General features: G+C 58.8%; 24 protein-coding genes. 14 read left to right on the plus strand and 10 right to left on the minus strand.

Annotation, left to right across the window (positions count from 1 at the left end):
• Window positions 1-81: 81 nt before the first annotated feature.
• Window positions 82-849, minus strand: coding sequence for a hydroxyacylglutathione hydrolase (gloB, locus tag ACR0B5_RS00560; RefSeq protein WP_480527106.1), 768 nt, complete (start codon window positions 847-849; stop codon window positions 82-84).
• A gap of 62 nt (window positions 850-911) precedes the next feature.
• Here gloB and ACR0B5_RS00565 point away from each other — a divergent pair, with 62 nt between their 5' ends.
• From ACR0B5_RS00565 to ACR0B5_RS00595, 7 genes are all read left to right on the plus strand, one after another.
• On the plus strand, window positions 912-1,646 hold the full coding sequence (locus ACR0B5_RS00565; RefSeq protein WP_170680344.1) for a methyltransferase domain-containing protein: 735 nt from the start codon (window positions 912-914) through the stop codon (window positions 1,644-1,646).
• A 300-nt stretch (window positions 1,647-1,946) separates the two neighbouring features.
• Window positions 1,947-2,507: a F0F1 ATP synthase subunit delta gene (locus ACR0B5_RS00570; protein ID WP_170374616.1), complete on the plus strand. Its 561-nt coding sequence runs from the start codon at window positions 1,947-1,949 to the stop codon at window positions 2,505-2,507.
• Window positions 2,508-4,046 (plus strand): F0F1 ATP synthase subunit alpha, encoded by a 1,539-nt coding sequence (gene atpA / locus ACR0B5_RS00575; protein WP_170374618.1) that lies wholly within the window; start codon window positions 2,508-2,510, stop codon window positions 4,044-4,046.
• Between the two features lie 12 nt (window positions 4,047-4,058).
• The gene (locus ACR0B5_RS00580; RefSeq protein ID WP_170374620.1) at window positions 4,059-4,937 is read left to right on the plus strand and encodes a F0F1 ATP synthase subunit gamma; all 879 of its coding nucleotides are present in this window, start codon (window positions 4,059-4,061) and stop codon (window positions 4,935-4,937) included.
• Window positions 4,938-4,955: 18 nt separating this feature from the next.
• Complete coding sequence (gene atpD, locus ACR0B5_RS00585) at window positions 4,956-6,380, plus strand: F0F1 ATP synthase subunit beta (protein WP_170460468.1); 1,425 nt, start codon at window positions 4,956-4,958, stop codon at window positions 6,378-6,380.
• Window positions 6,381-6,392: 12 nt separating this feature from the next.
• On the plus strand, window positions 6,393-6,803 hold the full coding sequence (locus ACR0B5_RS00590; protein WP_170374624.1) for a F0F1 ATP synthase subunit epsilon: 411 nt from the start codon (window positions 6,393-6,395) through the stop codon (window positions 6,801-6,803).
• A 116-nt stretch (window positions 6,804-6,919) separates the two neighbouring features.
• Window positions 6,920-7,270: an H-type lectin domain-containing protein gene (locus ACR0B5_RS00595; protein ID WP_170374626.1), complete on the plus strand. Its 351-nt coding sequence runs from the start codon at window positions 6,920-6,922 to the stop codon at window positions 7,268-7,270.
• A gap of 43 nt (window positions 7,271-7,313) precedes the next feature.
• Here ACR0B5_RS00595 and rpiB read toward each other — a convergent pair whose 3' ends face one another.
• Both rpiB and ACR0B5_RS00605 read right to left on the minus strand, forming a co-directional pair.
• On the minus strand, window positions 7,314-7,754 hold the full coding sequence (gene rpiB / locus ACR0B5_RS00600) for a ribose 5-phosphate isomerase B (RefSeq protein ID WP_480537708.1): 441 nt from the start codon (window positions 7,752-7,754) through the stop codon (window positions 7,314-7,316).
• Window positions 7,755-7,856: 102 nt separating this feature from the next.
• Window positions 7,857-8,876, minus strand: coding sequence for a ribose-phosphate pyrophosphokinase (locus ACR0B5_RS00605; RefSeq protein WP_170637503.1), 1,020 nt, complete (start codon window positions 8,874-8,876; stop codon window positions 7,857-7,859).
• Between the two features lie 107 nt (window positions 8,877-8,983).
• Here ACR0B5_RS00605 and ACR0B5_RS00610 point away from each other — a divergent pair, with 107 nt between their 5' ends.
• Window positions 8,984-9,586 (plus strand): DsbA family protein, encoded by a 603-nt coding sequence (locus tag ACR0B5_RS00610; RefSeq protein WP_475217000.1) that lies wholly within the window; start codon window positions 8,984-8,986, stop codon window positions 9,584-9,586.
• A gap of 2 nt (window positions 9,587-9,588) precedes the next feature.
• Here ACR0B5_RS00610 and ACR0B5_RS00615 read toward each other — a convergent pair whose 3' ends face one another.
• The 7 genes from ACR0B5_RS00615 to ACR0B5_RS00645 form a co-directional block, all read right to left on the minus strand.
• Window positions 9,589-10,623 carry a threonine aldolase family protein gene (locus ACR0B5_RS00615; protein ID WP_480537710.1) on the minus strand — a complete coding sequence of 345 codons (1,035 nt, stop codon included), beginning with the start codon at window positions 10,621-10,623 and terminating at the stop codon, window positions 9,589-9,591.
• On the minus strand, window positions 10,623-11,096 hold the full coding sequence (locus tag ACR0B5_RS00620) for a YcgN family cysteine cluster protein (RefSeq protein ID WP_480537712.1): 474 nt from the start codon (window positions 11,094-11,096) through the stop codon (window positions 10,623-10,625). Before ACR0B5_RS00620 ends, ACR0B5_RS00615 begins: the two co-directional genes overlap by 1 nt.
• Complete coding sequence (locus ACR0B5_RS00625) at window positions 11,093-12,025, minus strand: bifunctional riboflavin kinase/FAD synthetase (RefSeq protein WP_480537714.1); 933 nt, start codon at window positions 12,023-12,025, stop codon at window positions 11,093-11,095. The genes ACR0B5_RS00620 and ACR0B5_RS00625 overlap by 4 nt, the downstream gene beginning before the upstream one ends.
• Window positions 12,026-12,206: 181 nt before the next feature.
• Complete coding sequence (locus ACR0B5_RS00630; RefSeq protein ID WP_074736482.1) at window positions 12,207-12,650, minus strand: MaoC family dehydratase; 444 nt, start codon at window positions 12,648-12,650, stop codon at window positions 12,207-12,209.
• Between the two features lie 101 nt (window positions 12,651-12,751).
• Entirely contained in the window at window positions 12,752-13,627 is an 876-nt protein-coding gene (locus tag ACR0B5_RS00635; protein ID WP_480537716.1) for a TIGR01459 family HAD-type hydrolase, read from the minus strand.
• A gap of 230 nt (window positions 13,628-13,857) precedes the next feature.
• Window positions 13,858-14,778, minus strand: a complete 921-nt coding sequence (locus tag ACR0B5_RS00640) for a manganese-dependent inorganic pyrophosphatase (RefSeq protein WP_480537718.1) — start codon at window positions 14,776-14,778, stop codon at window positions 13,858-13,860.
• A 105-nt stretch (window positions 14,779-14,883) separates the two neighbouring features.
• Window positions 14,884-15,855: a TraB/GumN family protein gene (locus ACR0B5_RS00645; RefSeq protein WP_480537720.1), complete on the minus strand. Its 972-nt coding sequence runs from the start codon at window positions 15,853-15,855 to the stop codon at window positions 14,884-14,886.
• Between the two features lie 122 nt (window positions 15,856-15,977).
• Here ACR0B5_RS00645 and ACR0B5_RS00650 point away from each other — a divergent pair, with 122 nt between their 5' ends.
• From ACR0B5_RS00650 to ACR0B5_RS00675, 6 genes are all read left to right on the plus strand, one after another.
• Entirely contained in the window at window positions 15,978-16,652 is a 675-nt protein-coding gene (locus ACR0B5_RS00650) for a DUF2161 domain-containing phosphodiesterase (RefSeq protein ID WP_480537722.1), read from the plus strand.
• A gap of 154 nt (window positions 16,653-16,806) precedes the next feature.
• A complete protein-coding gene (gene groES, locus ACR0B5_RS00655) occupies window positions 16,807-17,094 on the plus strand; it encodes a co-chaperone GroES (RefSeq protein ID WP_170352338.1) in 288 nt (95 codons plus the stop codon).
• A 56-nt stretch (window positions 17,095-17,150) separates the two neighbouring features.
• Complete coding sequence (groL, locus tag ACR0B5_RS00660) at window positions 17,151-18,794, plus strand: chaperonin GroEL (protein ID WP_170374649.1); 1,644 nt, start codon at window positions 17,151-17,153, stop codon at window positions 18,792-18,794.
• 179 nt (window positions 18,795-18,973) lie between these two features.
• The gene (locus ACR0B5_RS00665; RefSeq protein WP_480537725.1) at window positions 18,974-19,810 is read left to right on the plus strand and encodes a DMT family transporter; all 837 of its coding nucleotides are present in this window, start codon (window positions 18,974-18,976) and stop codon (window positions 19,808-19,810) included.
• A gap of 44 nt (window positions 19,811-19,854) precedes the next feature.
• Window positions 19,855-20,628 carry an esterase/lipase family protein gene (locus ACR0B5_RS00670; RefSeq protein ID WP_480537726.1) on the plus strand — a complete coding sequence of 258 codons (774 nt, stop codon included), beginning with the start codon at window positions 19,855-19,857 and terminating at the stop codon, window positions 20,626-20,628.
• Entirely contained in the window at window positions 20,625-21,776 is a 1,152-nt protein-coding gene (locus ACR0B5_RS00675) for an alpha-D-ribose 1-methylphosphonate 5-triphosphate diphosphatase (RefSeq protein ID WP_480537728.1), read from the plus strand. The genes ACR0B5_RS00670 and ACR0B5_RS00675 overlap by 4 nt, the downstream gene beginning before the upstream one ends.
• Window positions 21,777-21,827: the final 51 nt, after the last annotated feature.

Raw genomic sequence — 21,827 nt, forward strand, 5'->3', positions numbered from 1 at the left:
CGACGCCCGGCTTCAAGGGTTTTCTTTCACTTGACAGTCACATTTGTTGTGAGAGTGGCCGTGAGGATGGTCAAATAGGCATCAGAAATTGTCTTTTCTACCCCTGATCTCGGCAAAAACAGCAACTGGGTCCGCACCTTCCATGCCCAAATGGGCCAGAATCGCCGGATCTTCGGCGCGCAGGAACGGGTTGGTTGCCTTTTCCAGACCCATTGTTGAGGGCACCGTGGGCAGACCTGCAGCGCGCGCGCGGTCGATATCGACGACGCGCTGTTGCAAGGCTGCATTATTCGGATCAACGGTGACGGCGAATTTGGCGTTAGATTGGGTGTATTCGTGGCCCGAACAGACCAGCGTGTCATCCGGCAGCGCCGCAAGCTTGCTGAGTGAGCGCCACATCTGCTCCGGCGTGCCTTCAAACAAGCGCCCACATCCCAGCGCCATCAGGCTATCCGCAGTGAAGACAGTGGCACTTTGCGGCATGTAATAGGCGACGTGACCCAAAGTGTGCCCCGAGACATCCATTACCTGAACTGGCTCACCTGCGAACTCAAAGCTCTCACCGTCGCTGACTTGTTGGTCGAGCGGGGGCAGGCGGTGCGCATCAGCTGCTGCTCCGATCACCTTGGCCGGGTGTTTCTCAAGAATTCCGGGTAGTCCGTCGACGTGATCCCAGTGGTGGTGGGTTAGCAAGACATGGCTGAGGGTCCAGCCGCGCGCCTTCAACTCGGCCAGGATGGGCCCGGCTTCGGGTGCGTCGATCAGCGCGGTCGCGCCGCTTTCGGCATCATGCGCAAGAAACGCGTAATTATCGCTGAGACATGGGATGGTTACGATCTCAAGAGGCATGGCCTTTTGCCCTTTCGTTGCTAGACTGCGCCTCAGCTAAGCCGATTGACCGGGTGTCCGCAATGCATCTTGATGTGCAGGATCTGAGGAATTTCTACTATCGCAGCACGCTGGGCCGTGCGGCGCAGGCTGCGATTCGTGGTCGGCTGATCGACCTCTGGCCCGAGGCGAAGGGCCAGACGGTGGCCGGATTTGGCTTTGCGGTCCCTCTTCTGCGGCCCTACCTCGCCGACGCGCGGCGGGTTGTCGGATTGATGCCGGGTCCTCAGGGGGTGATGCCCTGGCCTGCCGGGATGCCCAATGTCTCGGTCCTGACCGAAGAGACGCTTTGGCCGATTGAGACGGGCCACGTGGACAAGCTGGTGGTGATGCACGGGCTTGAGACCTCGGAACAGCCCAGCAAGGTGCTTGAGGAATGCTGGCGCGTGTTGGGGCCGGGGGGCAGAGCCCTTTTTGTAGTGCCGAACCGGGCGGGGCTGTGGTCGCGGTCCGACCGGACACCGTTCGGATTTGGTCACCCATATTCGGCCACGCAACTCGAGAACCTCCTTCGCAGCCATCATTTCGTGCCTGAAAACCACTGTTCCGCGCTGTATCTTCCGCCCTCGTTCCGGCGGTTTTGGCTAAAATCGGGTAGCCTGATCGAAAAAACCGGCCAGCGCATTCCCACCGTAATGGCCGGAGGCGTGCTGATGGTTGAGGTCAGCAAGCTGATCCGCCCGCCAAGCGGTACGGTCACCAAAGACAAGGTGAAACGTCCGATCAAAGCGCTGGACGGTTTGCTGAAGCCGGCGTGACGATTCCGCGCAGTCATCGGGAAAAAATGCGGGAAAAAGGTCACAGGAATCGCAAAAACCTGCAAATCAGTAACATTTTTCAACTGCGCCGAGGGGTCCAAACGGTCGCACTTGGGTTAAGCTTATGAAAACTAACGATTTGTGGATAATTCAGTTACCGCTATCGCGTATTGCTTGGTGGAAGCACCTCTGATACATCCCCGGTGATTTTGATCCCCGCCCTTCAAGGACGGGGTATCTTCACGCCCCCGGGTTGGCTGCGCGCGCGGTTTTCGGGGCCTAAGTATCGGAAGGGTGGACGTGTCCGAACCAGCTTCGATTTCCACAGGCATCGCCGAGCGCTATGCCACCGCGATTTTCGAGATCGCAAAAGAGAACAAAGACCTTGCAGGTCTGGAATCCGGCATCAATGATCTTGCAGCTGCACTGGGCGAAAGCGCCGATCTGCGCGACCTGATCGCATCTCCGCTGGTTTCCCGCGCCGAACAGGAAAACGCCATTGCCGCTGTTGCTGATAAGATGGGCCTGAACGCCATCCTGCGCAACACGCTGGGTCTGATGGCGCAGAAGCGTCGCCTGTTTGTGGTGCCGCAGCTGGTGCAGGTCCTGCGCGACATGCTGGCCGAAGAGCGCGGCGAAGTGACCGCCGATGTCGCCTCGGCCAAGGCGCTGACCAAGACGCAAATGGAAAAACTGTCCAAGACGCTGTCCGAGCGTGTGGGCAAGACCGTGACTATCAATGCGACCGTGGATGAAAGCCTCATCGGCGGTCTTGTCGTTAAAGTGGGCTCGAAAATGATCGATAGCTCGATCCGTTCGAAGCTGAACTCCCTACAGAATGCAATGAAAGAGGTCGGATAAATGGGAATCCAAGCTGCAGAGATTTCTGCAATCCTGAAGGACCAGATCAAGAATTTTGGTCAGGAAGCCGAAGTGGCCGAGATCGGCCGCGTGCTGAGCGTCGGTGACGGGATTGCCCGTGTATACGGCCTGGACAACGTGCAAGCCGGTGAGATGGTCGAATTCCCCGGTGGCATCATGGGCATGGCCCTGAACCTGGAAAGCGACAACGTTGGTGTCGTTATCTTCGGTTCTGACCGTGACATCAAAGAAGGTGACACTGTCAAGCGCACCAATTCGATCGTGGACGTTCCGATCGGTGACGAGCTGCTGGGCCGTGTTGTTGACGGTCTGGGAAACCCGCTGGACGGCAAAGGCCCGATCAACGCAACCAAGCGTGGCGTTGCAGACGTTAAAGCCCCCGGCATCATCCCGCGTAAATCGGTTCACGAGCCGATGGCGACAGGCCTGAAATCGGTCGACGCGATGATCCCGATCGGCCGTGGGCAGCGTGAACTGATCATTGGTGACCGTCAGACCGGTAAAACCGCCGTTGCTCTTGACACCATCCTGAACCAGAAAGTTTATAACGACGCAGCAGGCGACGACGAGTCGAAGAAACTGTACTGCGTTTACGTTGCGGTTGGTCAGAAGCGTTCGACCGTTGCTCAGCTGGTGAAGAAACTGGAAGAGTCCGGCGCGATTGAATATTCGATCGTTGTTGCTGCGACCGCGTCCGACCCGGCGCCGATGCAGTTCCTGGCGCCCTACGCTGCGACTGCGATGGCCGAGTACTTCCGCGACAATGGCCGCCACGCGCTGATCATCTATGATGACCTGTCCAAGCAGGCTGTGTCCTATCGTCAGATGTCCCTGCTGCTGCGCCGCCCGCCGGGCCGTGAAGCGTATCCGGGTGACGTTTTCTACCTCCACTCCCGCCTGCTGGAGCGTTCGGCGAAGCTGAACGAAGATTTCGGTGCAGGCTCGCTAACCGCTTTGCCGGTTATCGAAACTCAGGGTGGTGACGTTTCGGCGTTTATTCCGACCAACGTGATTTCGATCACCGACGGTCAGATCTTCCTTGAAACCGAACTGTTCTACCAAGGTATCCGTCCTGCTGTGAACACCGGTCTGTCGGTTTCGCGTGTGGGCTCCTCGGCTCAGACCAATGCGATGAAATCGGTCGCTGGTCCGGTTAAACTGGAACTGGCTCAGTACCGCGAAATGGCTGCGTTTGCGCAGTTTGGTTCGGACCTCGACGCCGCAACTCAGCAGCTGCTGAACCGTGGTGCCCGTCTGACCGAGCTGATGAAACAGCCGCAGTACTCGCCGCTGACCAACGCGGAAATCGTCTGCGTCATCTTCGCAGGGACCAACGGTTACCTCGACAAAATCGACGTATCGGATGTTGGCCGCTATGAGGCCGGTCTGCTGGCGCACCTGCGCGGTAAGCACGCTGACCTGCTGACATGGCTCACCGACGAAGATCCGAAGATCAAAGGTGAAGCGTCCGACAAGATCAAGGCAGCGATCGACGAATTTGCCGCGACCTTCGCATAAGAGGAGGTTCCGATGCCTAGTCTGAAGGACCTTAAAAACAGGATCGAGTCGGTCAAATCGACCCGCAAGATCACCAAGGCCATGCAGATGGTCGCGGCTGCAAAACTGCGCCGCGCCCAGGAATCTGCTGAAGCCTCGCGCCCCTATGCCGAGCGGTTCAATGCCGTGATGGCGGGGCTGGCGGCTTCGGTCGGGGGCAGTGACAGCGCCCCCAAGCTGCTCCGTGGTACGGGCAGTGATGATGTCCATCTGCTGGTTGTGATGACAGCTGAACGCGGCCTATGTGGCGGCTTCAACGCGAACATCGCCAAGCTGGCCCGCGCCAAAGCTGAAGAGCTGCGCGGCAAAGGCAAAACGGTCAAAGTTCTGACCGTTGGCAAAAAAGGCCGCGACGCGCTCAAGCGCGATCTGGGCGATTTGTTCGTAGGTCATGTCGACCTGAGCGAAGTCAAACGTATTGGCTATACCAATGCGCAAGACATCGCGAAGGACGTCCTGTCTCGCTTCGATGCGGGTGAGTTCGATGTTGCCACGATCTTCTACTCGAAGTTCGTCAACGTTGTGACCCAGATCCCGACGGCACAGCAGGTTATCCCCGCCTCGTTCGAAGACGAAGCGGCAGGTGACGACAGCGGTGCAATCTTCGACTACGAGCCCAGCGAAGAGGCCATTCTGGCCGACCTGCTGCCCAAGGGGGTTGCGACCGCGATCTTCTCGGCTCTGCTCGAAAACGGAGCGTCTGAACAGGGTGCGCGAATGTCCGCGATGGACAACGCGACACGCAACGCGGGTGAGATGATCGACAAGCTGACGATCCAGTTCAACCGCTCGCGTCAGGCCGTGATCACCAACGAGCTGATTGAAATTATTTCCGGCGCCGAAGCGCTGTAAGAAAACCGGAGACGAAACATGGCGAATGCAAAAGGCAAAGTCACACAGATCATCGGGGCCGTCGTCGACGTGCAGTTCGAAGATCAGTTGCCTGAAATTCTGAACGCGCTGGAAACCACCAACAACGGCAAGCGCCTGGTGTTGGAAGTTGCTCAGCACCTGGGTGAAAACACCGTCCGTACCATCGCGATGGACGCGACCGAGGGTCTGGTCCGTGGCGAAGTTGTAACCGACACTGGCGCACCAATCTCGGTTCCGGTTGGTAACGCAACTCTGGGCCGCATCCTGAACGTTGTCGGCGAGCCGATCGACGAAAAAGGCCCGGTTGAAGCAACTGAAGCCCGCGCGATCCACCAGCCCGCACCTGAGTTCGACGAACAGTCGACCGAGTCGGAAATCCTGGTGACCGGCATCAAGGTTGTTGACCTGCTGGCCCCCTACGCCAAGGGCGGTAAAATCGGCCTGTTCGGCGGCGCCGGCGTTGGTAAAACCGTTCTGATCATGGAATTGATCAACAACATCGCAAAAGTGCACTCGGGCTTCTCGGTGTTCGCGGGTGTTGGTGAACGGACCCGTGAAGGGAACGACCTGTACCACGAGATGATCGAATCGAACGTTATTAAGCCGGACAACCTGTCGGAATCGCAGGTTGCGCTGGTTTACGGTCAGATGAACGAACCTCCGGGTGCGCGTGCACGTGTTGCTCTGACAGGTCTGACCCTGGCCGAGCAGTTCCGCGACCAGTCCGGTACCGACGTTCTGTTCTTCGTCGACAACATCTTCCGCTTCACGCAGGCGGGCTCCGAGGTTTCGGCTCTGCTGGGTCGTATTCCTTCGGCGGTGGGTTACCAGCCGACACTGGCGACCGACATGGGCGCCCTGCAGGAACGCATCACCTCGACCAAGTCGGGCTCGATCACCTCGGTGCAGGCGATCTACGTGCCTGCGGACGACTTGACCGACCCCGCGCCGGCCACCTCGTTTGCTCACTTGGATGCGACCACCGTTCTTAACCGTGCGATCTCGGAAAAGGGTATCTACCCGGCTGTTGACCCGCTCGACTCGTCGTCGCGTCTGCTGGACCCGGCCATCGTTGGTGAAGAGCACTACGCGGTTGCGACCGACGTTCAGCAGATCCTCCAGCGCTACAAGTCGCTGCAGGACATCATCGCCATCCTCGGCATGGACGAACTGTCGGAAGAAGACAAACTGACCGTTGCCCGTGCCCGTAAGATCGAGCGCTTCCTGTCGCAGCCGTTCGACGTTGCCGAAGTCTTCACCGGTTCGCCCGGCGTTCAGGTTCCTTTGGACGTGACCATCGCATCGTTCAAAGCTGTTGTGGCTGGCGAATACGATCACCTGCCCGAAGCGGCCTTCCTGATGGTTGGCGGCATCGACGAAGTGATCGCCAAAGCGGAGAAGATGGCCGCAGAAGCCGCCTAAGGAGTATCCCTGATGGCAAACACAATGCAATTCGACCTCGTCAGCCCCGAGCGAAGCCTTGCTTCGCTCGCGGCCACCGCGGTCCAGCTACCCGGCGCGGACGGGGACATGACGGCGATGCCCGATCATGCCCCCACGATCACAACGCTGCGCCCGGGCATCCTGAAGGTCGACGCACCCGAAGGCACCAGCGAATATCTGGTGACTGGTGGGTTTGCTCAGATCAACGGTGATGGCCTGTCGGTTCTGGCCGAAAAGGCCATTCCGGTTGCCGAAGTGACCCGGTCGCATCTCGATGACCTGATCGCTGACGCGCGTGCCTCGCATGATGCGGCCAAGGAAGGTGATGATCAGTCCATCGTCGACGAAGCCGCCAAGTTGCTGGCCGATATGGAAGCCCTTGGAACGCATATGAGCCTGTAACAGGTTCACCTGCAGAAGAATTGAACGGCCTCGCTTTTGCGGGGCCGTTTTTTTGTCGTGATTGTGAGATAACTGTGGAATAAGTTCCGGTAATTACGAGTTAAAGACATAATAATATGAAGACTTTTCGCACCCATCCTATAGGTATTGACCAAGGCGAGACGGTTCTGTTCTCAGACTTTTCCAACGGCGGCGACATGTGGACAGGCAACGGCCCGCGTGAGCGTCGTTCCCCGGTGAAATTCAGCCAGTCGTTCCGGTCAGCTCCGTTGATCCAGATCGGAGTGTCTTTGTGGGATGTGGATACTTCCTCGGCTCTGCGCGCCGAGGTGCAGGCCGAAGAGATCACGGCCGAAGGGTTCACGGCTGTGTTTCGAACATGGTCCGACACGAAGATCGCGCGTATCCGCGCCTCATGGACGGCTATTGGTGAAGTTGCCCATGAGGATGATTGGGATATCTCCTAAGGCCGGTGCCATGGCCCGCAGCCCATGCGGGCCAGTGCTTTGGTCAGTCTTCGATCATGTCCACGCGTGTTGCGTGGCGGCCGCCTTCGAACTCAGCCGCCAGAAACGCATCCACGATGTCGAGCGCCTGACCTTCGCCAATGACCCGTGCGCCGATCGACAGCATGTTGGCGTTATTGTGCTGGCGGATCATCCGGGCCGAAAACGTGTCCGAGCAAACGCCACAACGGATACCTGAAACCTTGTTTGCGGCCATCATGATCCCCTGACCCGTGCCACACAGCAGAATACCCAGATTGCAATCGCCCGAGGCAACGCGTTCGGCCGCAGCCTTGCCGTGCAGTGGGTAGTGCGTGCTTTCAGGCGTGGTGGGGCCGATATCGACGACCTCCCACCCGGCTTGGGCGATATGTGCGGCAAGGGTCTGGCGCAGGTCGATGGCGGCGTGGTCGCTGGAAAGAACGACGCGTTTGGTTTCAGTCATGAGAACGCTGTCCCGCTGTATGGTGGTAGAGATAGGGCAGGGGCGTCCTAATCCGCCGCTGCTGAAAAGAAAAGGGCGGCTATCGCAAGCCGCCCTGTCAGATTAGTCCATCTGGTACATGGATTCGTAGATCGGGGTCAGTGTCTTGTCCTCGAACAGGGACGAGACGCTGGTGCCGTTCCAGATGTTCAGGATAGCCTGGGTAAAGATCGGTGCGGTCGGCACGATGCGGATATTCTTGGCTTTCAGGATCGCATCAGTCGGCTGGATCGTGTCGGTCAAAACCAGAGATTTCATCACCGAATTCGTCACACGCTCAACCGCGGGGCCGCTCATGACGCCATGGGTGATGTAGGAGTGGACCTCTTTCGCGCCGTTATCCAGCAACACCTGCGCTGCTTTGCACAGGGTGCCGGCGGTGTCGCACATGTCGTCAACGATCAGGCAGATCTTGTCTTTGACATCGCCGATGACGGTCATCTCGGCCACTTCACCGGCCTTTTCGCGGCGTTTGTCGACGATCGACAGGGGGGCTTCGATCCGCTTGGCCAGTTCGCGCGCGCGGGCCACACCGCCTACATCGGGTGAGACCACCATGATCTCGTCCATATTGTCTTTGAACTGGTTTTTCACATCCAATGCAAAGATTGGCGAGGCATAAAGGTTGTCTACCGGGATGTCGAAAAAGCCCTGAATCTGGGCCGCGTGCAGGTCCATGGTCAGAACCCGCTCGATCCCTGCGCCGGTCAGCATGTTGGCGACCAGCTTGGCCGAGATCGGTGTGCGCGCCTTGGTACGGCGGTCCTGACGGGCGTAGCCAAAGTAAGGGATCACGGCGGTGATGCGCTGCGCGGACGAACGGCGCAACGCGTCGGCGATGATCAGCAGCTCCATCAGGTTGTCATTCGCCGGGTTCGAGGTCGGCTGGATGATGAACATATCCTCGCCGCGCACGTTCTCGAATACCTCGACGAAGATCTCGCCGTCGTTGAAGCGCTCGACGCGGGCATCGACCAAACCCTGATCAACGCCGCGATACAGGCTCATTCGGCGTGAAATGGTTTCGGCAAGCGGAAGGTTAGCGTTCCCAGCAATCAGCTTGGGTTCGTGGAGTGTCGGCATCGGCTGGAGTCCCCGGGCAGCGTTGGCAATGTGACAGATTCGTGATGTTGACACCGCTTAGCATGGCCTTACCGTTCCGCAAAGACAACGCAGCGGAGAAAGTGCAGATGACCCAGATTGACTACTATTTTGCGACAATTTCACCCTATACCTATCTGGCGGGCACACGGCTGGAGGAGATCGCAGCCAAGCACGGCGCGACGATCAATTACAAACCGCTGGACATCATGGCGCTGTTCGGGCGCACAGGCGGCACGCCACCAAAAGACCGGCATATTTCCCGCATTGAATACCGCGCACAGAATCTGGTGCGGGTCGCGAAAAAGTTAGGCGTACCGTTCAACCTGAAACCGGCGCATTGGCCGACCAATATGGCTCCGTCCTCTTACGCTGTGATTGCGGCAGCCAAAGATGGATCGGGGGATGTGGGTAAACTATGCCAATCCCTGCTGCGGGCCTGTTGGGCTGAAGAGAAAGACGTTGCGCAGGACGACGTGATCCGTGATTGCCTGACGCAAGCCGGGTTCGATGCCGATCTGGCCGATAGCGGCCTGCTTGTGGGGGCCGAGACTTACGCCGCCAATCTGGAAGAGGCCGTGGAGAGCGGGGCTTTCGGCGCGCCCTTCTACATCACGCCGGATGGTCAGCGGTTCTGGGGGCAGGACAGTCTGGATGACCTTGACCAACATTTGGCCGAGTTGAAAGGCTGAGCCTACAGATGGGATAAAAACTGGTCGATCTGTTCATGGCTGATCGACCAGTCGCAGACCAGACGGCAGGGCAGAGGTTCTGCCTCATCTTCGCCTTCCAACTGCGCTCCCCACAGGTGATAGACCGCGCCCGCCGCGTGAAGCTGGCGGTGCTTGGCGCGCGGGAAGGAGGCGAAGATCATGTTGGCCTGTGGCTCATGCAGGAAATCGGCTCCTTTGGCGCGTAGACCCTCTGCCAAACGGGCACAGTTCGCGTTCGCCCGGCGCGCCGATGTCAGCCACAGATCGTCCTCCAGATAAGCCGCCATCTGGGCGGACAGATACCGGTGTTTCGAGAACAAATGCGCCCCGCGTTTGCGGCGCAGCTCGAATTCCCATGCTTTGGATTCGTCGAAGAAGATCACCGCCTCGACGCCCATCAACCCGTTCTTGGTCCCGCCAAAGCTGACCGCGTCCACGCCGGCCTTCCATGTCATCTCGGCCGGTGAACATCCTAACGCGACAAGAGCATTCGTGAACCGCGCCCCGTCCAGATGCAACGGCAGGTCATACTCTTTCGCTACGGCGCAGAGCGCTTGCAATTCTTCCAGCGAATAAACCGACCCGCGCTCGGTCACTTGTGTGATGGAAACAGGCCCGCGTTGAGGTCCATGAACACCACGCGTTTCTTCAACGGAAATCGTCCGGCGCAGCGCCTCGGGGGTCATCTTGTCCGTGCCCGGCACTAGGGTCAGCTTGGCGCCGCTGTAGAATTCCGGCGCATTGCATTCATCCTCGTGGATATGCGCGACCGGAGAGCAGAAGATCGTCTCCCACGGGTTGGAGAGGGTTGCCAGTGCCAGTGAATTCGCCGACGTTCCGGTCGCCACCAGATAAACCGCCGCGCCGGGGGCTTCGAAAATGCTGCGAAGGCGGTCCCGGACCTCATTCATCAGCGTGTCAGCCCCATAGGCCATCTGATAGCCCTGATTGGCCTCGGCCAGTTTTGCCAATACCTGCGGATGGACAGGCCCGGAATTGTCAGAGGCAAAATACATCAGGTCGGCTCCTCAATGATATAGTCTTCCCACTCTTCCATGGGGGTCTCGAACTCGGACACGGTACGCCCCTGAACCGAGACACCGGCGGCATGAACAGAGTCAGCTGTACCAGTCAGCAAGGGGTGCCAATCATAGAGAGGCTTACCCTCCCACAGCAAACGATAGGCGCAGGTTTGGGGCAACCAGTAGGCGTGCGAGTCGATGTTGTCCGGCGTCATGACGATGCATTCGGGCACGAACTGGTGCCGGATGTCATACTGGGTGCAACGGCAGCTTTCATCGTCCAAAAGACGGCAGGCAACACAGGTCAGCGCGACCTCGCCAGTGTCTTCGTCTTCCAACTTGTTCAGACAGCACTTGCCGCACCCATCGCAAAGCGCCTCCCACTCGCGCTGGTTCATCTTGCGCAGGGGTTTGCGTTCCCAAAAGCGCGGGGGCAGGCCCGCGCGGTTGATCGGATCCACGCTCATCGCGCGGCCAGAACGTCGCGTGATTTCGCGCAATCGGCATCCATCTGGACGATCAGCCCGTCCAGACCATCGAACTTCATTTCAGGGCGCAGGAACTCGACCAACCCAACCGAGAGGGTTGCACCGTATAGATCGCCGGAGAAATCAAACAGGAAGGTCTCGATATTGGGGACCTCACCATTGAACATGGGTCGCACGCCAATCGACGCTGCGCCTTGGTAGGAGCCCTTGTTTGGGCCGTCCAGCACATCCACCAGAACGGCATAGACGCCGAACTTTGGTGGGTGCAAACCCTCGATAGACATGTTTGCGGTGGGAAAGCCCAGCCCGCGCCCGCGCTGCTCGCCGCCAATGACCTCACCTTCGATGCGGTGCCAATGGCCCAGCATGGTCGCCGCATCGCCGGGGCGGCCTTCGCTGAGCGCGGTTCGGATCGCGGTCGAAGAGACGACGTTCTTGGAACGCTCCATCAAAGGGGCGATGGTCACACCGAACCCCATTTGCTCGCCAAAGCGCGCCATATCCTGCGCCGTTCCAACCCGCCCTTTGCCAAAGCAGAAATCGGCACCCACAACGATATGAGACAAGCCCAAACCGTCGCAGATCACATTGCGCGCGAATTCCTCGGGGGTCAGCCCGGCCAAAGCGGCATTGAAGGGCAGTTCGTAAAGCTTTTGCACACCCAGCTTCTCAAGCCGGTGTGCCCGCGCGTTCCCGCGCATCAATCGAAATGGAGGCGCATCGGGTGCAAAATACTCACGCGGATGCGGTTCAAACGTCAGCACGCCCAGAGGCGCATTCGGAGCCGCATTTCGCGCCAATTCGATAACCGACTGATGGCCGACATGGACGCCATCAAAGTTCCCGATCGCCACGCTGGCGCCGCGATCTTCTGGCTCGATATACTGGAAGTCCCGGATGATCTGCATGCGCTTTGGGTACTGTTCATCAACAGTATGTTCAAGCGTGACCTTCGAGAATTTCGGACAATTCGACCCGCTCGGATGGTGAGTGGCAGTGTGTCGTTCGGTTCAGCAATGACCATTGCAGCGCGCTGGTCATTGCTGCAGGGATTAAACCCCTCTGTGGCAGGGGTGCGTGTCTACTAGCTCAGTCGAACTTGCGCGATGGGGCAAGGACCATGGCTTCACCGACCAGAACCTTCTTGCCATCGACCGCGCAGTGACAGTCCAGCTTCACGCGGCGTTTGGCAAAATCAATGTCGATCACCTTGACCTCGGCATAGACCATATCGCCGGGACGCACCGGGGCTAGGAACTTCAGCGACTGACCCATGTAGACCGTCCCATGACCGGGCAATTGCTCGCCAATCACGGCCGAGATCAACCCGGCCGTCAGCATCCCATGCGCAATGCGGCCTTCAAAGATCGTATCGCGGGCGTAGTCATCGTCCAGATGCACAGGGTTACGGTCGGTCGAGACCTGCGCGAACATCTCGATATCTTCATCCGTCACCACTTTGCGCAGGTGGCGGGACATGCCCATCTCGATGTCTTCAATACAGATCGTTCCGCGTGGAAGATTGTCCAACATGGTGCCCTCACTTGATATCTGCCGAGTAATAAAAGTCTACCATCGGCTATCCGTTGGCAACTTTATTACTTCGCAACTGCAGAAAATCAAGTGAAAAATGACTAACGCAAACGCCCGATTGTATAGGTTGGGTTGATCTTTTCCCTTTCTATATAATCGCTTAGGGATTCTGCGTGGGGGTGGTGCGACGTTTTCGTCTCGGCCGCGGCCAACCCGCCTGAGATAAAGAGCGTATCGATTCCCTCTCCCATGCCGCCCAGAATGTCGGTATGCGGGCCGTCACCGATAGCCAAAATGTCGCTGTCCGAGACGTCAACATCCATTTCCTGCACACGCCGACGCGCCAGATCATAGATCGGAGGATGGGGTTTGCCGAAATACAGGCTCTCGCCACCCATCTCGGTATAGAGCTTCGCCAAAGCGCCCGCGCACCATTCCCGTACTTCGCCTCGATCGACCACGATGTCAGGGTTCGCACATAGCAGCTTCATGCCTTTTTGCTTGGCATAGAGGAAGTCCGGGCGATTGACGTCGGGATCCGCCATCGTATCAAACGGCCCGCAGCAGACGATCCCCTCGGCCTGATCCAGAGGGACGCGCTCGATATGAACAGGATGCTCCAACAGCTTCAGCGGCTCAAAAAACCCCGCATCGCGTTCCCATTCGCCCATGAAGTAAACCTTTTCTCCGACCGTTCCGCGGAACATGGCTGAACGTGCAGAGTCGCCGCTTGTTGCGATGGTGTCATAGGCGTCAGCGGGGACGTTGAACTGCGAAAGTTGCGCGGCGACGCCCGCGCGCGGCTTCGGAGAGTTTGTCACCAGAACAACGAAACCGCCTTTCGAGCGGTAGGTCTGCAGCGCGGCAACGGCTTCTGGATAGGCAGTGATCCCATTGTGAACACAGCCCCAAAGGTCGACGAAAAGCACTTTGTAGCGATCGGAGATCTCGTGGAGGGCGGAGATGATCTGGGTCATGGGATTCCCTTTGGCATGGTCTGCGGACAGCAAAGCCTATGGCAGAGCTTGGCAGGTTTTGCCAGAGGGGACGCTGCCCCCGCCGCGGCAAGCCGCGACTCCCACGAGGTATTTTGGAACAGAAGAAGCAGGGGATCCGCACTTCACTTGGCCAAAAATATCCCGGAGCGCGAGGCAGAGCCTCGCATAAAGAAAAAAGGCGCCCGCTTGGGGCGCCTTGGGGTGAGGTCTCAGACCTTGAGGTTCGGGATGATCTGCTTTTTTCGGCTCATGATGCCGGGCAGGACCACAGCGTCGCCGACGACCGATGCACCGAAGCTTTTCTCGGCAACGGTTTTGACCAATTCATTTGGGACCAGCAGGGTGGCTTCTTCGTTCAGGATGTCGACGACGAAAAGCAGCACCTGATCGACGCCGTCTTCTTTTGCTACGTCAACCATCGACGCGGCCAAGCTGCCCTTGCGGTCCAGAACAACGCCCGGAGCAGTGGTTTCCAGAACCGATACACGGAACTTGGTGCCGTCAACTTCGTATTCCTTGCTGTCCATGCGGATCAGTTCGGCATCCGAGAACGAGGACACATCCGATTTTGCCGCGAACATGTCCGCCGCATAGGCCGAGACATCCAGACCCAGTTCTGCGGCCAGTTTCTCGGCCACTTCGCGGTCATGCGCGGTGGTGGTGGGCGAGCGGAATTCCAGCGTATCGGACAGGATGCAAGTCAGCGCTGCGCCTTTGATGGCTTCAGGCATCTTGGCGGCGTCGTCACCCATCAGGTCGACCATGATGGTCGCAGTACAGGCCAGAGGGCGCACGGTGATATCGATCGGGCCCTTGGTTTCCAGACCGCCAACCAGTTTGTGGTGGTCAATGATGGCGCGGATGTCAGCGCTGTTGACGCTTGCGGGCAGTTCGGCCGGGTTGTTGGTGTCGACGATAACAACCGGAGCGTCCGCGTCCACATCTTCAATGATGCGTGGCTTGGGCAGGTCCCAGCGCTGCAGCATGAAGGCGGCTTCGGTGTTAGGCTCGCCCAGCAGCACGGGTTCAGCCTTCTCGCCTTTAACTTCGTTCAGATACCACGACCACAGGATCGGAGAGCCGGTGGAATCGGTGTCGGGAGATTTGTGACCAAATACTAGGGTTGTCATGTCAGCGTCCTGCGGATTGGAAATTTGCGCGCCTTATAGGGCGCATGACATAGCTTGTCACCCGCTTGCGAGCCGCTGCGACTGTTGGTCTGACATGCCGAGAAATCAGAACGGCGCGCGCGTCAGCGTGTAGCCTTCCTTTTCCAGAAGCGAGAGCAAGCCGTATGTCTGGCTGAGATGCCCGGCACCTACCGCGATGACTGCCGTCTGATCCTGAATCCGCAGGATATGGTCCATCCAACTGTTATTGCGATCTACCAGCAATTGTTGTTCGAACTGCGCCCATTCGGCGTCGTAATCCTCTTGCGACAGGCCCGAGGCCTCGAACCCCTGTATCCGGGCCAGCTGTAGGATTTGCGCGTGCTTCTCCTCGAGATACGCATTGGCCATCGTGGCGAGGTGGTTTGCATCGGCCTGCATCGCTCCGGACAGGCGGACCAGCGAGTCGACCTGTTGTTCCAGCGAAAGCGTGTCGAACATCGCCATCAGGTCTTCGATCCGCTCCAGCGAGTGTTGGGGGATTCCGTGTGCCTCGGCCACATCTGTCAGGCGGGCATCCATGCCATGGTTCGAATCCGGGTTCTGCATCAGACAGGGCGGGATGCCTAGCATCATGCTCAGAAACCAGGGCCGCATTTTGGCCGCCATCCAGCTGGGAATGCCGCGCTCGGCCAAAGAAGTCGAAAGGGCCGCCCAGTCCTCGGCGCTCATCAGGTCGATCAGGGTGGGGCCCTCGGTGATCATCACGGGGCTCAGGTCGTTGGCCAGGCCTTGCTCGAACGCTTCCATTTTGGCCTCGGTGACCTCGAAATAGATCGCGTCTGCTTGGGCTACGATGGGTGTCAGCCGTTCGACGACCGGCCCCATCCGTGCATCGTTGGTGTGCAGTGTTCCGATCAGGTGCAGGGTCGTGTCGCCCTTAGTGGCGATCCAGTGATTGCCCTCGGGGTAGGGGACCGAGGCAAGGGATTGCTGCAGGGCGGCCTGATCCTCTTCCGACATCAAGGGTCGCAGGTCGTGACCTTCGCAGGCGGCATGTGCCGTCATGGGCAGAAGCAATAGTCCAATAAGGGCCATCAGGCGCATAGGCGGTCCTTCCTCGAATGGTCAAACAGACGACATAAGATTTAGGCATCCAAATGCAGCATATTCAAGGCGACCCATCTGGTATTTCGACACGAAACGCATAGCATTGGGCCATGGAGCGCGAGCAGGATCTTTATCCCCCGATCAAGGCATTGTTCGAGAAGCAGGGTTATACCGTGAAAGGTGAGGTTGGCGCAGCCGACATCATGGCGGTGCGCGACGGATCTGAGCCGGTGATTGTCGAGTTGAAGCTGCGCTTTTCGCTGGCTTTGTTCCATCAGGCCGTCGCGCGGCTGAGGATCACGGATCAGGTCTATCTGGGGGTCAGCAAGCCAACCGGACGCACTGCGCGTCGAGCGTTGCGGGACAATCTGGCGCTCTGCCGCAGGTTGGGCTTGGGCCTGATCACCGTGCGCGCGGACGGAGTGGTTCAGGTGCAGTGCGATCCCGGCCCCTATGCCCCGCGCAAGAACAAGGCCAAAGCGGGCCGGATGCAGCGCGAGTTTGATCGGCTGCAAGGCGACCCGAACTCTGGCGGCGCAACGCGGCACGGCATTGTCACCGCCTATCGTCAGGATGCTTTGAAATGCGCGGCCCATCTCGCCGAACATGGCGCCTGCAAAGGGGCCGAGGTCGCGAAGTCGACAGGCGTAGCCGAGGCCACTCGGCTGATGCGCACCAATCACTACGGCTGGTTCGACAAGGTTGAAAAAGGTGTTTATGCCCTGACGGATGCGGGGCAGGAGGGCTTGAAGCACTGGGCCTATAGTTGGGACCAGCCTGATTGAGGGTCTGGGTCGAAAAAAATCCATCACAGCTTGTTGACTCGGGGATTTGCACCCCCTAGCTATGCGTCGTTATCACTCTCTACCCTTGAGTGCTAACGCCTCGCCAGTCGGCGAGGGGAGGATAGATAAACTTTGAGCCCAAGGAGCTGCAAAGATGGCATTGAAACCGCTTCATGACCGTGTGCTGGTTCGCCGTACAGAAAGCGAAGAGAAAACCGCAGGCGGCCTGATCATTCCTGATAGCGCAAAAGAAAAGCCCAGCGAAGGCGAAGTCGTCGCAACCGGCGAAGGCGCACGCAAGGACAGCGGCGAGCTGATCGCAATGGCGGTCAAAGCTGGCGACAAGATCCTGTTCGGCAAATGGTCGGGCACCGAGGTTCAGGTCGACGGCGAAGAGCTGCTGATGATGAAAGAAAGCGACATCATGGGGATCATCGAGTAAGCCGCCGCGCTTCACTCTGATCTTCATTTCCAACATATTTCTCAAGGAGAAACGACATGGCTGCAAAGGACGTCAAATTCGACACCGATGCCCGTAACCGCATGCTGGCAGGTGTGAACATCCTGGCCGATGCTGTTAAAGTGACCCTGGGCCCCAAAGGCCGCAACGTGGTTCTGGACAAATCCTTCGGCGCACCGCGCATCACCAAAGACGGTGTTTCGGTTGCTAAGGAAATCGAACTGGAAGACAAGTTCGAAAACATGGGCGCGCAGATGGTGAAAGAAGTCGCCAGCCGCACCAATGACGAAGCCGGCGACGGCACCACCACCGCAACCGTTCTGGCTCAAGCCATCGTGCGCGAAGGTCTGAAGCAGGTTGCAGCTGGCCTCAACCCGATGGACCTGAAGCGCGGCATCGACCTGGCGACTGCCAAAGTTGTTGCAGGCATCAAAGACGCGTCGCGTGAAGTCAAAGACTCGGCCGAAGTTGCTCAGGTTGGCACCATCTCGGCCAACGGCGAAGCCGAAATCGGCCAGCAGATCGCAGACGCGATGCAGAAGGTTGGCAATGAAGGCGTTATCACCGTCGAAGAAAACAAAGGTCTGGAAACCGAGACCGATGTTGTCGAAGGTATGCAGTTCGACCGTGGCTACCTGTCGCCTTACTTCGTCACCAACGCAGACAAGATGATTGCAGAGCTCGACGACTGCATGATCCTGCTGCACGAAAAGAAACTGTCCTCGCTGCAGCCGATGGTTCCGCTGCTCGAGCAAGTGATCCAGTCGCAGAAACCGCTGCTGATCATCGCGGAAGACGTTGAAGGCGAAGCGCTGGCAACTCTGGTTGTCAACAAACTGCGCGGCGGCCTGAAAATTGCTGCTGTCAAAGCACCGGGCTTCGGCGATCGTCGTAAAGCCATGCTGCAGGACATCGCGATCCTGACCGGCGGTCAGGTCATCTCGGAAGATCTGGGCATGAAGCTCGAGTCCGTCACCATGGACATGCTGGGCACCGCCAAGAAGATCGAGATCACCAAAGACGAAACAACCATCGTTGATGGTGCTGGCGAGAAAGCCGAGATCGAAGCACGTGTTGCTCAGATCCGCACTCAGATCGAAGAAACCTCGTCGGACTACGACCGTGAGAAGCTGCAAGAGCGCGTTGCCAAACTGGCAGGCGGTGTTGCTGTTATCCGCGTCGGCGGCATGACCGAAGTTGAAGTGAAAGAGCGCAAGGACCGTGTGGACGATGCTCTGAACGCGACCCGCGCTGCTGTGCAGGAAGGCGTTGTCGTCGGCGGTGGTGTTGCTCTGGTTCAGGCCGGTAAAGCACTGGAAACTCTGGAAGGTGCAAACGCTGACCAGAACGCCGGTATCAACATCGTTCGCAAAGCGATCGAAGCGCCGCTGCGCCAGATCGCCGAGAACGCAGGTGTTGACGGTGCGGTCGTTGCGGGCAAAGTCCGTGAATCCGGGGATGTATCGTTCGGCTTCAACGCGCAGACCGAAGAATATGGTGACATGTTCTCGTTCGGCGTGATTGACCCGGCCAAAGTTGTCCGTACCGCTCTGGAAGATGCGGCCTCGGTTGCTGGTCTGCTGGTCACCACCGAAGCAATGGTTGCTGACAAACCCGCCAAAGAAGGCGCGGCACCTGCTGGCGGCATGCCCGACATGGGCGGCATGGGCGGCATGATGTAAGCTGCTTAGGCCATAGTGCTTACGAGCGGGGTCGCCTTTTGGCGGCCCCGTTTGCGTTTGGAATGCCCGCTGCGCGGTCATGCCTCCGGCGGAGGTATTGTTGAACAGAAGAAGGGTGAGCTTTGCACTTAGCTGGAAAGTGAGTGTGCAAAGCGTGGCCAACGCGCTATGCGGGATTCATGAGACTTTTTCTTCTGACCTCCCTGACCATGTGCGCCTTTGCGGCCAATTCGATTCTGAACCGGCTGGCGATTGAGAGCGGGGCGAGTGATCCTGCGGGGTTCGCCGTTTTCCGTGTTCTTGCGGGGGCGGTGGTTCTGGCCGTGTTGGTTCTTTTGAAAGGCGGGGTTCTGCCGCTTCTCTCACCACGTCGGATCATCGGGGCGGGTTCACTGTCTCTCTATATGATTGGCTTTTCTGTGGCATACCTGACGTTGGACGCCGGGTTGGGTGCGTTGATCCTGTTCGGTGTCGTTCAGATCACCATGTTCGCAGTCGGTGCTATGACCGGAGCGGCCCCGACGGTGCGCCAATTGGCAGGCGCAGCGGTCGCGCTGGGTGGGTTGGCCTATGTGCTTTGGCCATCGGGGACCGTTCAGGTGGACGCCTTGGGGGCTGCTCTGATGGTCGCGGCGGGGGTTGGTTGGGCTGCTTATTCCTTGGCCGGACGGTCCGAACCGAACGCTTTGGAGGGCACGGCGGCCAATTTCGTTGTCGCCTTACCCGTCACGGCTATGGCCTTGCTGGTGACAGGTGGTACTTGGCAGATGACCGGATTTGGCTATTTTCTGGCGGCTCTGTCCGGGGGCGTGACGTCGGGCCTTGGCTACGCGCTTTGGTATCGCGTGTTGCCGCAGCTTGCCCCTTCGGTCGCTGCGGTCGTACAGCTCAGCGTCCCTGTCATCGCAATCGTTGCCGGAATTTTGCTGTTGGGTGAGGTGGCAAGCATGCGCTTGATCATCGGCGCGGCACTGGTTTTGGGCGGGATCGCGCTGGCAGTACAGCGCAGAACCTGAGGTCACATCTTTCCCCGAACCGAAATAGGCCTTATCTGGCGGGTATGAGAGTTCTGCTTGCCATATTTTTTCTACTGCTCCCGGCTGCAGCCCAGGCGAAATGCGTGATCCTGCTGCATGGGCTGGCTCGGACCGAGGCGTCCTTTTCGGTGATGGAACAATTGTTCGAGGTTCATGGCTACACGGTTATTCGACCGGGTTATCCGTCGACCGATTTGGGCATTCCGGAACTGGCCGAGCAAACTCTGCCCGATGCGTTCGCCGAATGCGGGGACGACACCGCAAATGTCGTGGCGCATTCCATGGGGGGTATTCTGTTGCGCTATTGGCTGCAGGATCACGACCCTGAGAATTTGGGTCGCGTTGTCATGCTTGGGCCGCCTAACCAGGGCAGCCAACTGGTGGATGAATTGGGCGCATGGGAGGTGTTCGGCTACCTCAACGGTCCGGCAGGGCTGCAGTTGGGCACAGGCCCCGAGGGGATCCCGCGCCAATTGCCCCCGGTTGAGTTCGAACTTGGGGTGATCGCGGGTGAAAATTCTCTGAACCCGGTCTTTTCGTCGATGATTGATGGGCCAGACGATGGCAAAGTTTCGATCCGCACGACCCGAGTTGAAGGCATGGCGGATCATATCGTTCTGCCCGTGACGCATACGTTCATGATGAACAATCCCCGTGTAATGGCCCAGGCACTGCACTTCATCGAATTCGGACAGTTCGACCCGCAAATCACTTGGCTTGATGGGGTGATGGACGTCATTGACGAGATCTGTATCGGGCAGGATTGCTCGGAGCCGGACTCGGAGCGCACGGAATGACCGCATTGGAACTGACGTTGACCGGAGCAGAGGTTCTACTGCCGGAGGCCGGGTTATCGCGTGCCGATTTGTCAATCGCCGAAGGGGAGGTGCAGGGCGACCGAACCGGGCGACAGGTTGATTTGTCTGGCTATCTGGTTCTGCCCGGCATCATCGACCTGCACGGGGACGGGTTCGAGCGCCACATCGCCCCGCGCCGCGGAGCCATGAAGCAAATGAACGAAGGCATACTTTCAGTCGAGGCCGAGCTTGCCGCCAACGGCATCACCACCGGCGTTCTGGCCCAGTTTTACAGCTGGGAGGGCGGGGTGCGCGGGCCAGACTTTGCCTCTCAGGTGTTCAAGGCGATTGCTGAGGTCAAGGACAGCACCGTCACTGATCTGATCCCGCAATTGCGGTTCGAGACACATATGCTGGACGACTATGACGGGCTGGCCGAGAAGATCTCAGATTGGCAAGTGCCTTATGTCGTCTTCAACGATCACCTGCCGCATGACCGCCTTGCCGAAGGCCGTAAACCTCCGCGTCTGACGGGGCAGGCCTTGAAAGCGGGGCGCAACCCTGATGCGCATTTTGAGATGCTGCTATCCATGCACGCCCGCAGGGATGAAGTCCCTGCGGCGTTGGACACGCTTTGCGCTGACTTGACCCAAAGCGGCGTGCGATTGGGCAGCCATGATGATGCCACGCCTGAGACCCGCGCAGGATGGCGCAAACGCGGTGTTTCGATCGCTGAATTCCCCGAAACCCTCGCTGCAGCCGAAGCCGCACGCGCGGCCGGAGATCACATCATCCTGGGTTCACCTAACGTGGTGCGCGGAGGCTCCCACAAGGGCAACGCCAGCGCGCTGGATCTGATCGCGATGGGGCTGTGTGACGCGCTGGCCTCGGACTACCACTACCCCAGCCCGCGCCGCGCCGCATTGATGTTGGCAAAAAGCGGGTTGCTGGATTTTGCAAACGCCTGGGCGCTGGTCTCGTCCGGCCCCGCGCGGGTTCTCGACCTGAAAGATCGCGGCACATTGATGCCGGGTCAACGCGCCGATATCGTCATCCTGGACGCAAAAACCCACCGCGTCGCCGCCACCTTTGCGGGCGGGCGTGTCAGCCGTATGTCCGGTGATATCGCGGCCAGATTTTTCGCCTGACCGCCTCACCTTCTTCTGTTCAAAAATACCTCCGCCGGAGGCATCGCGCAG

This window comes from Ruegeria sp. AG1 (assembly GCF_056541705.1).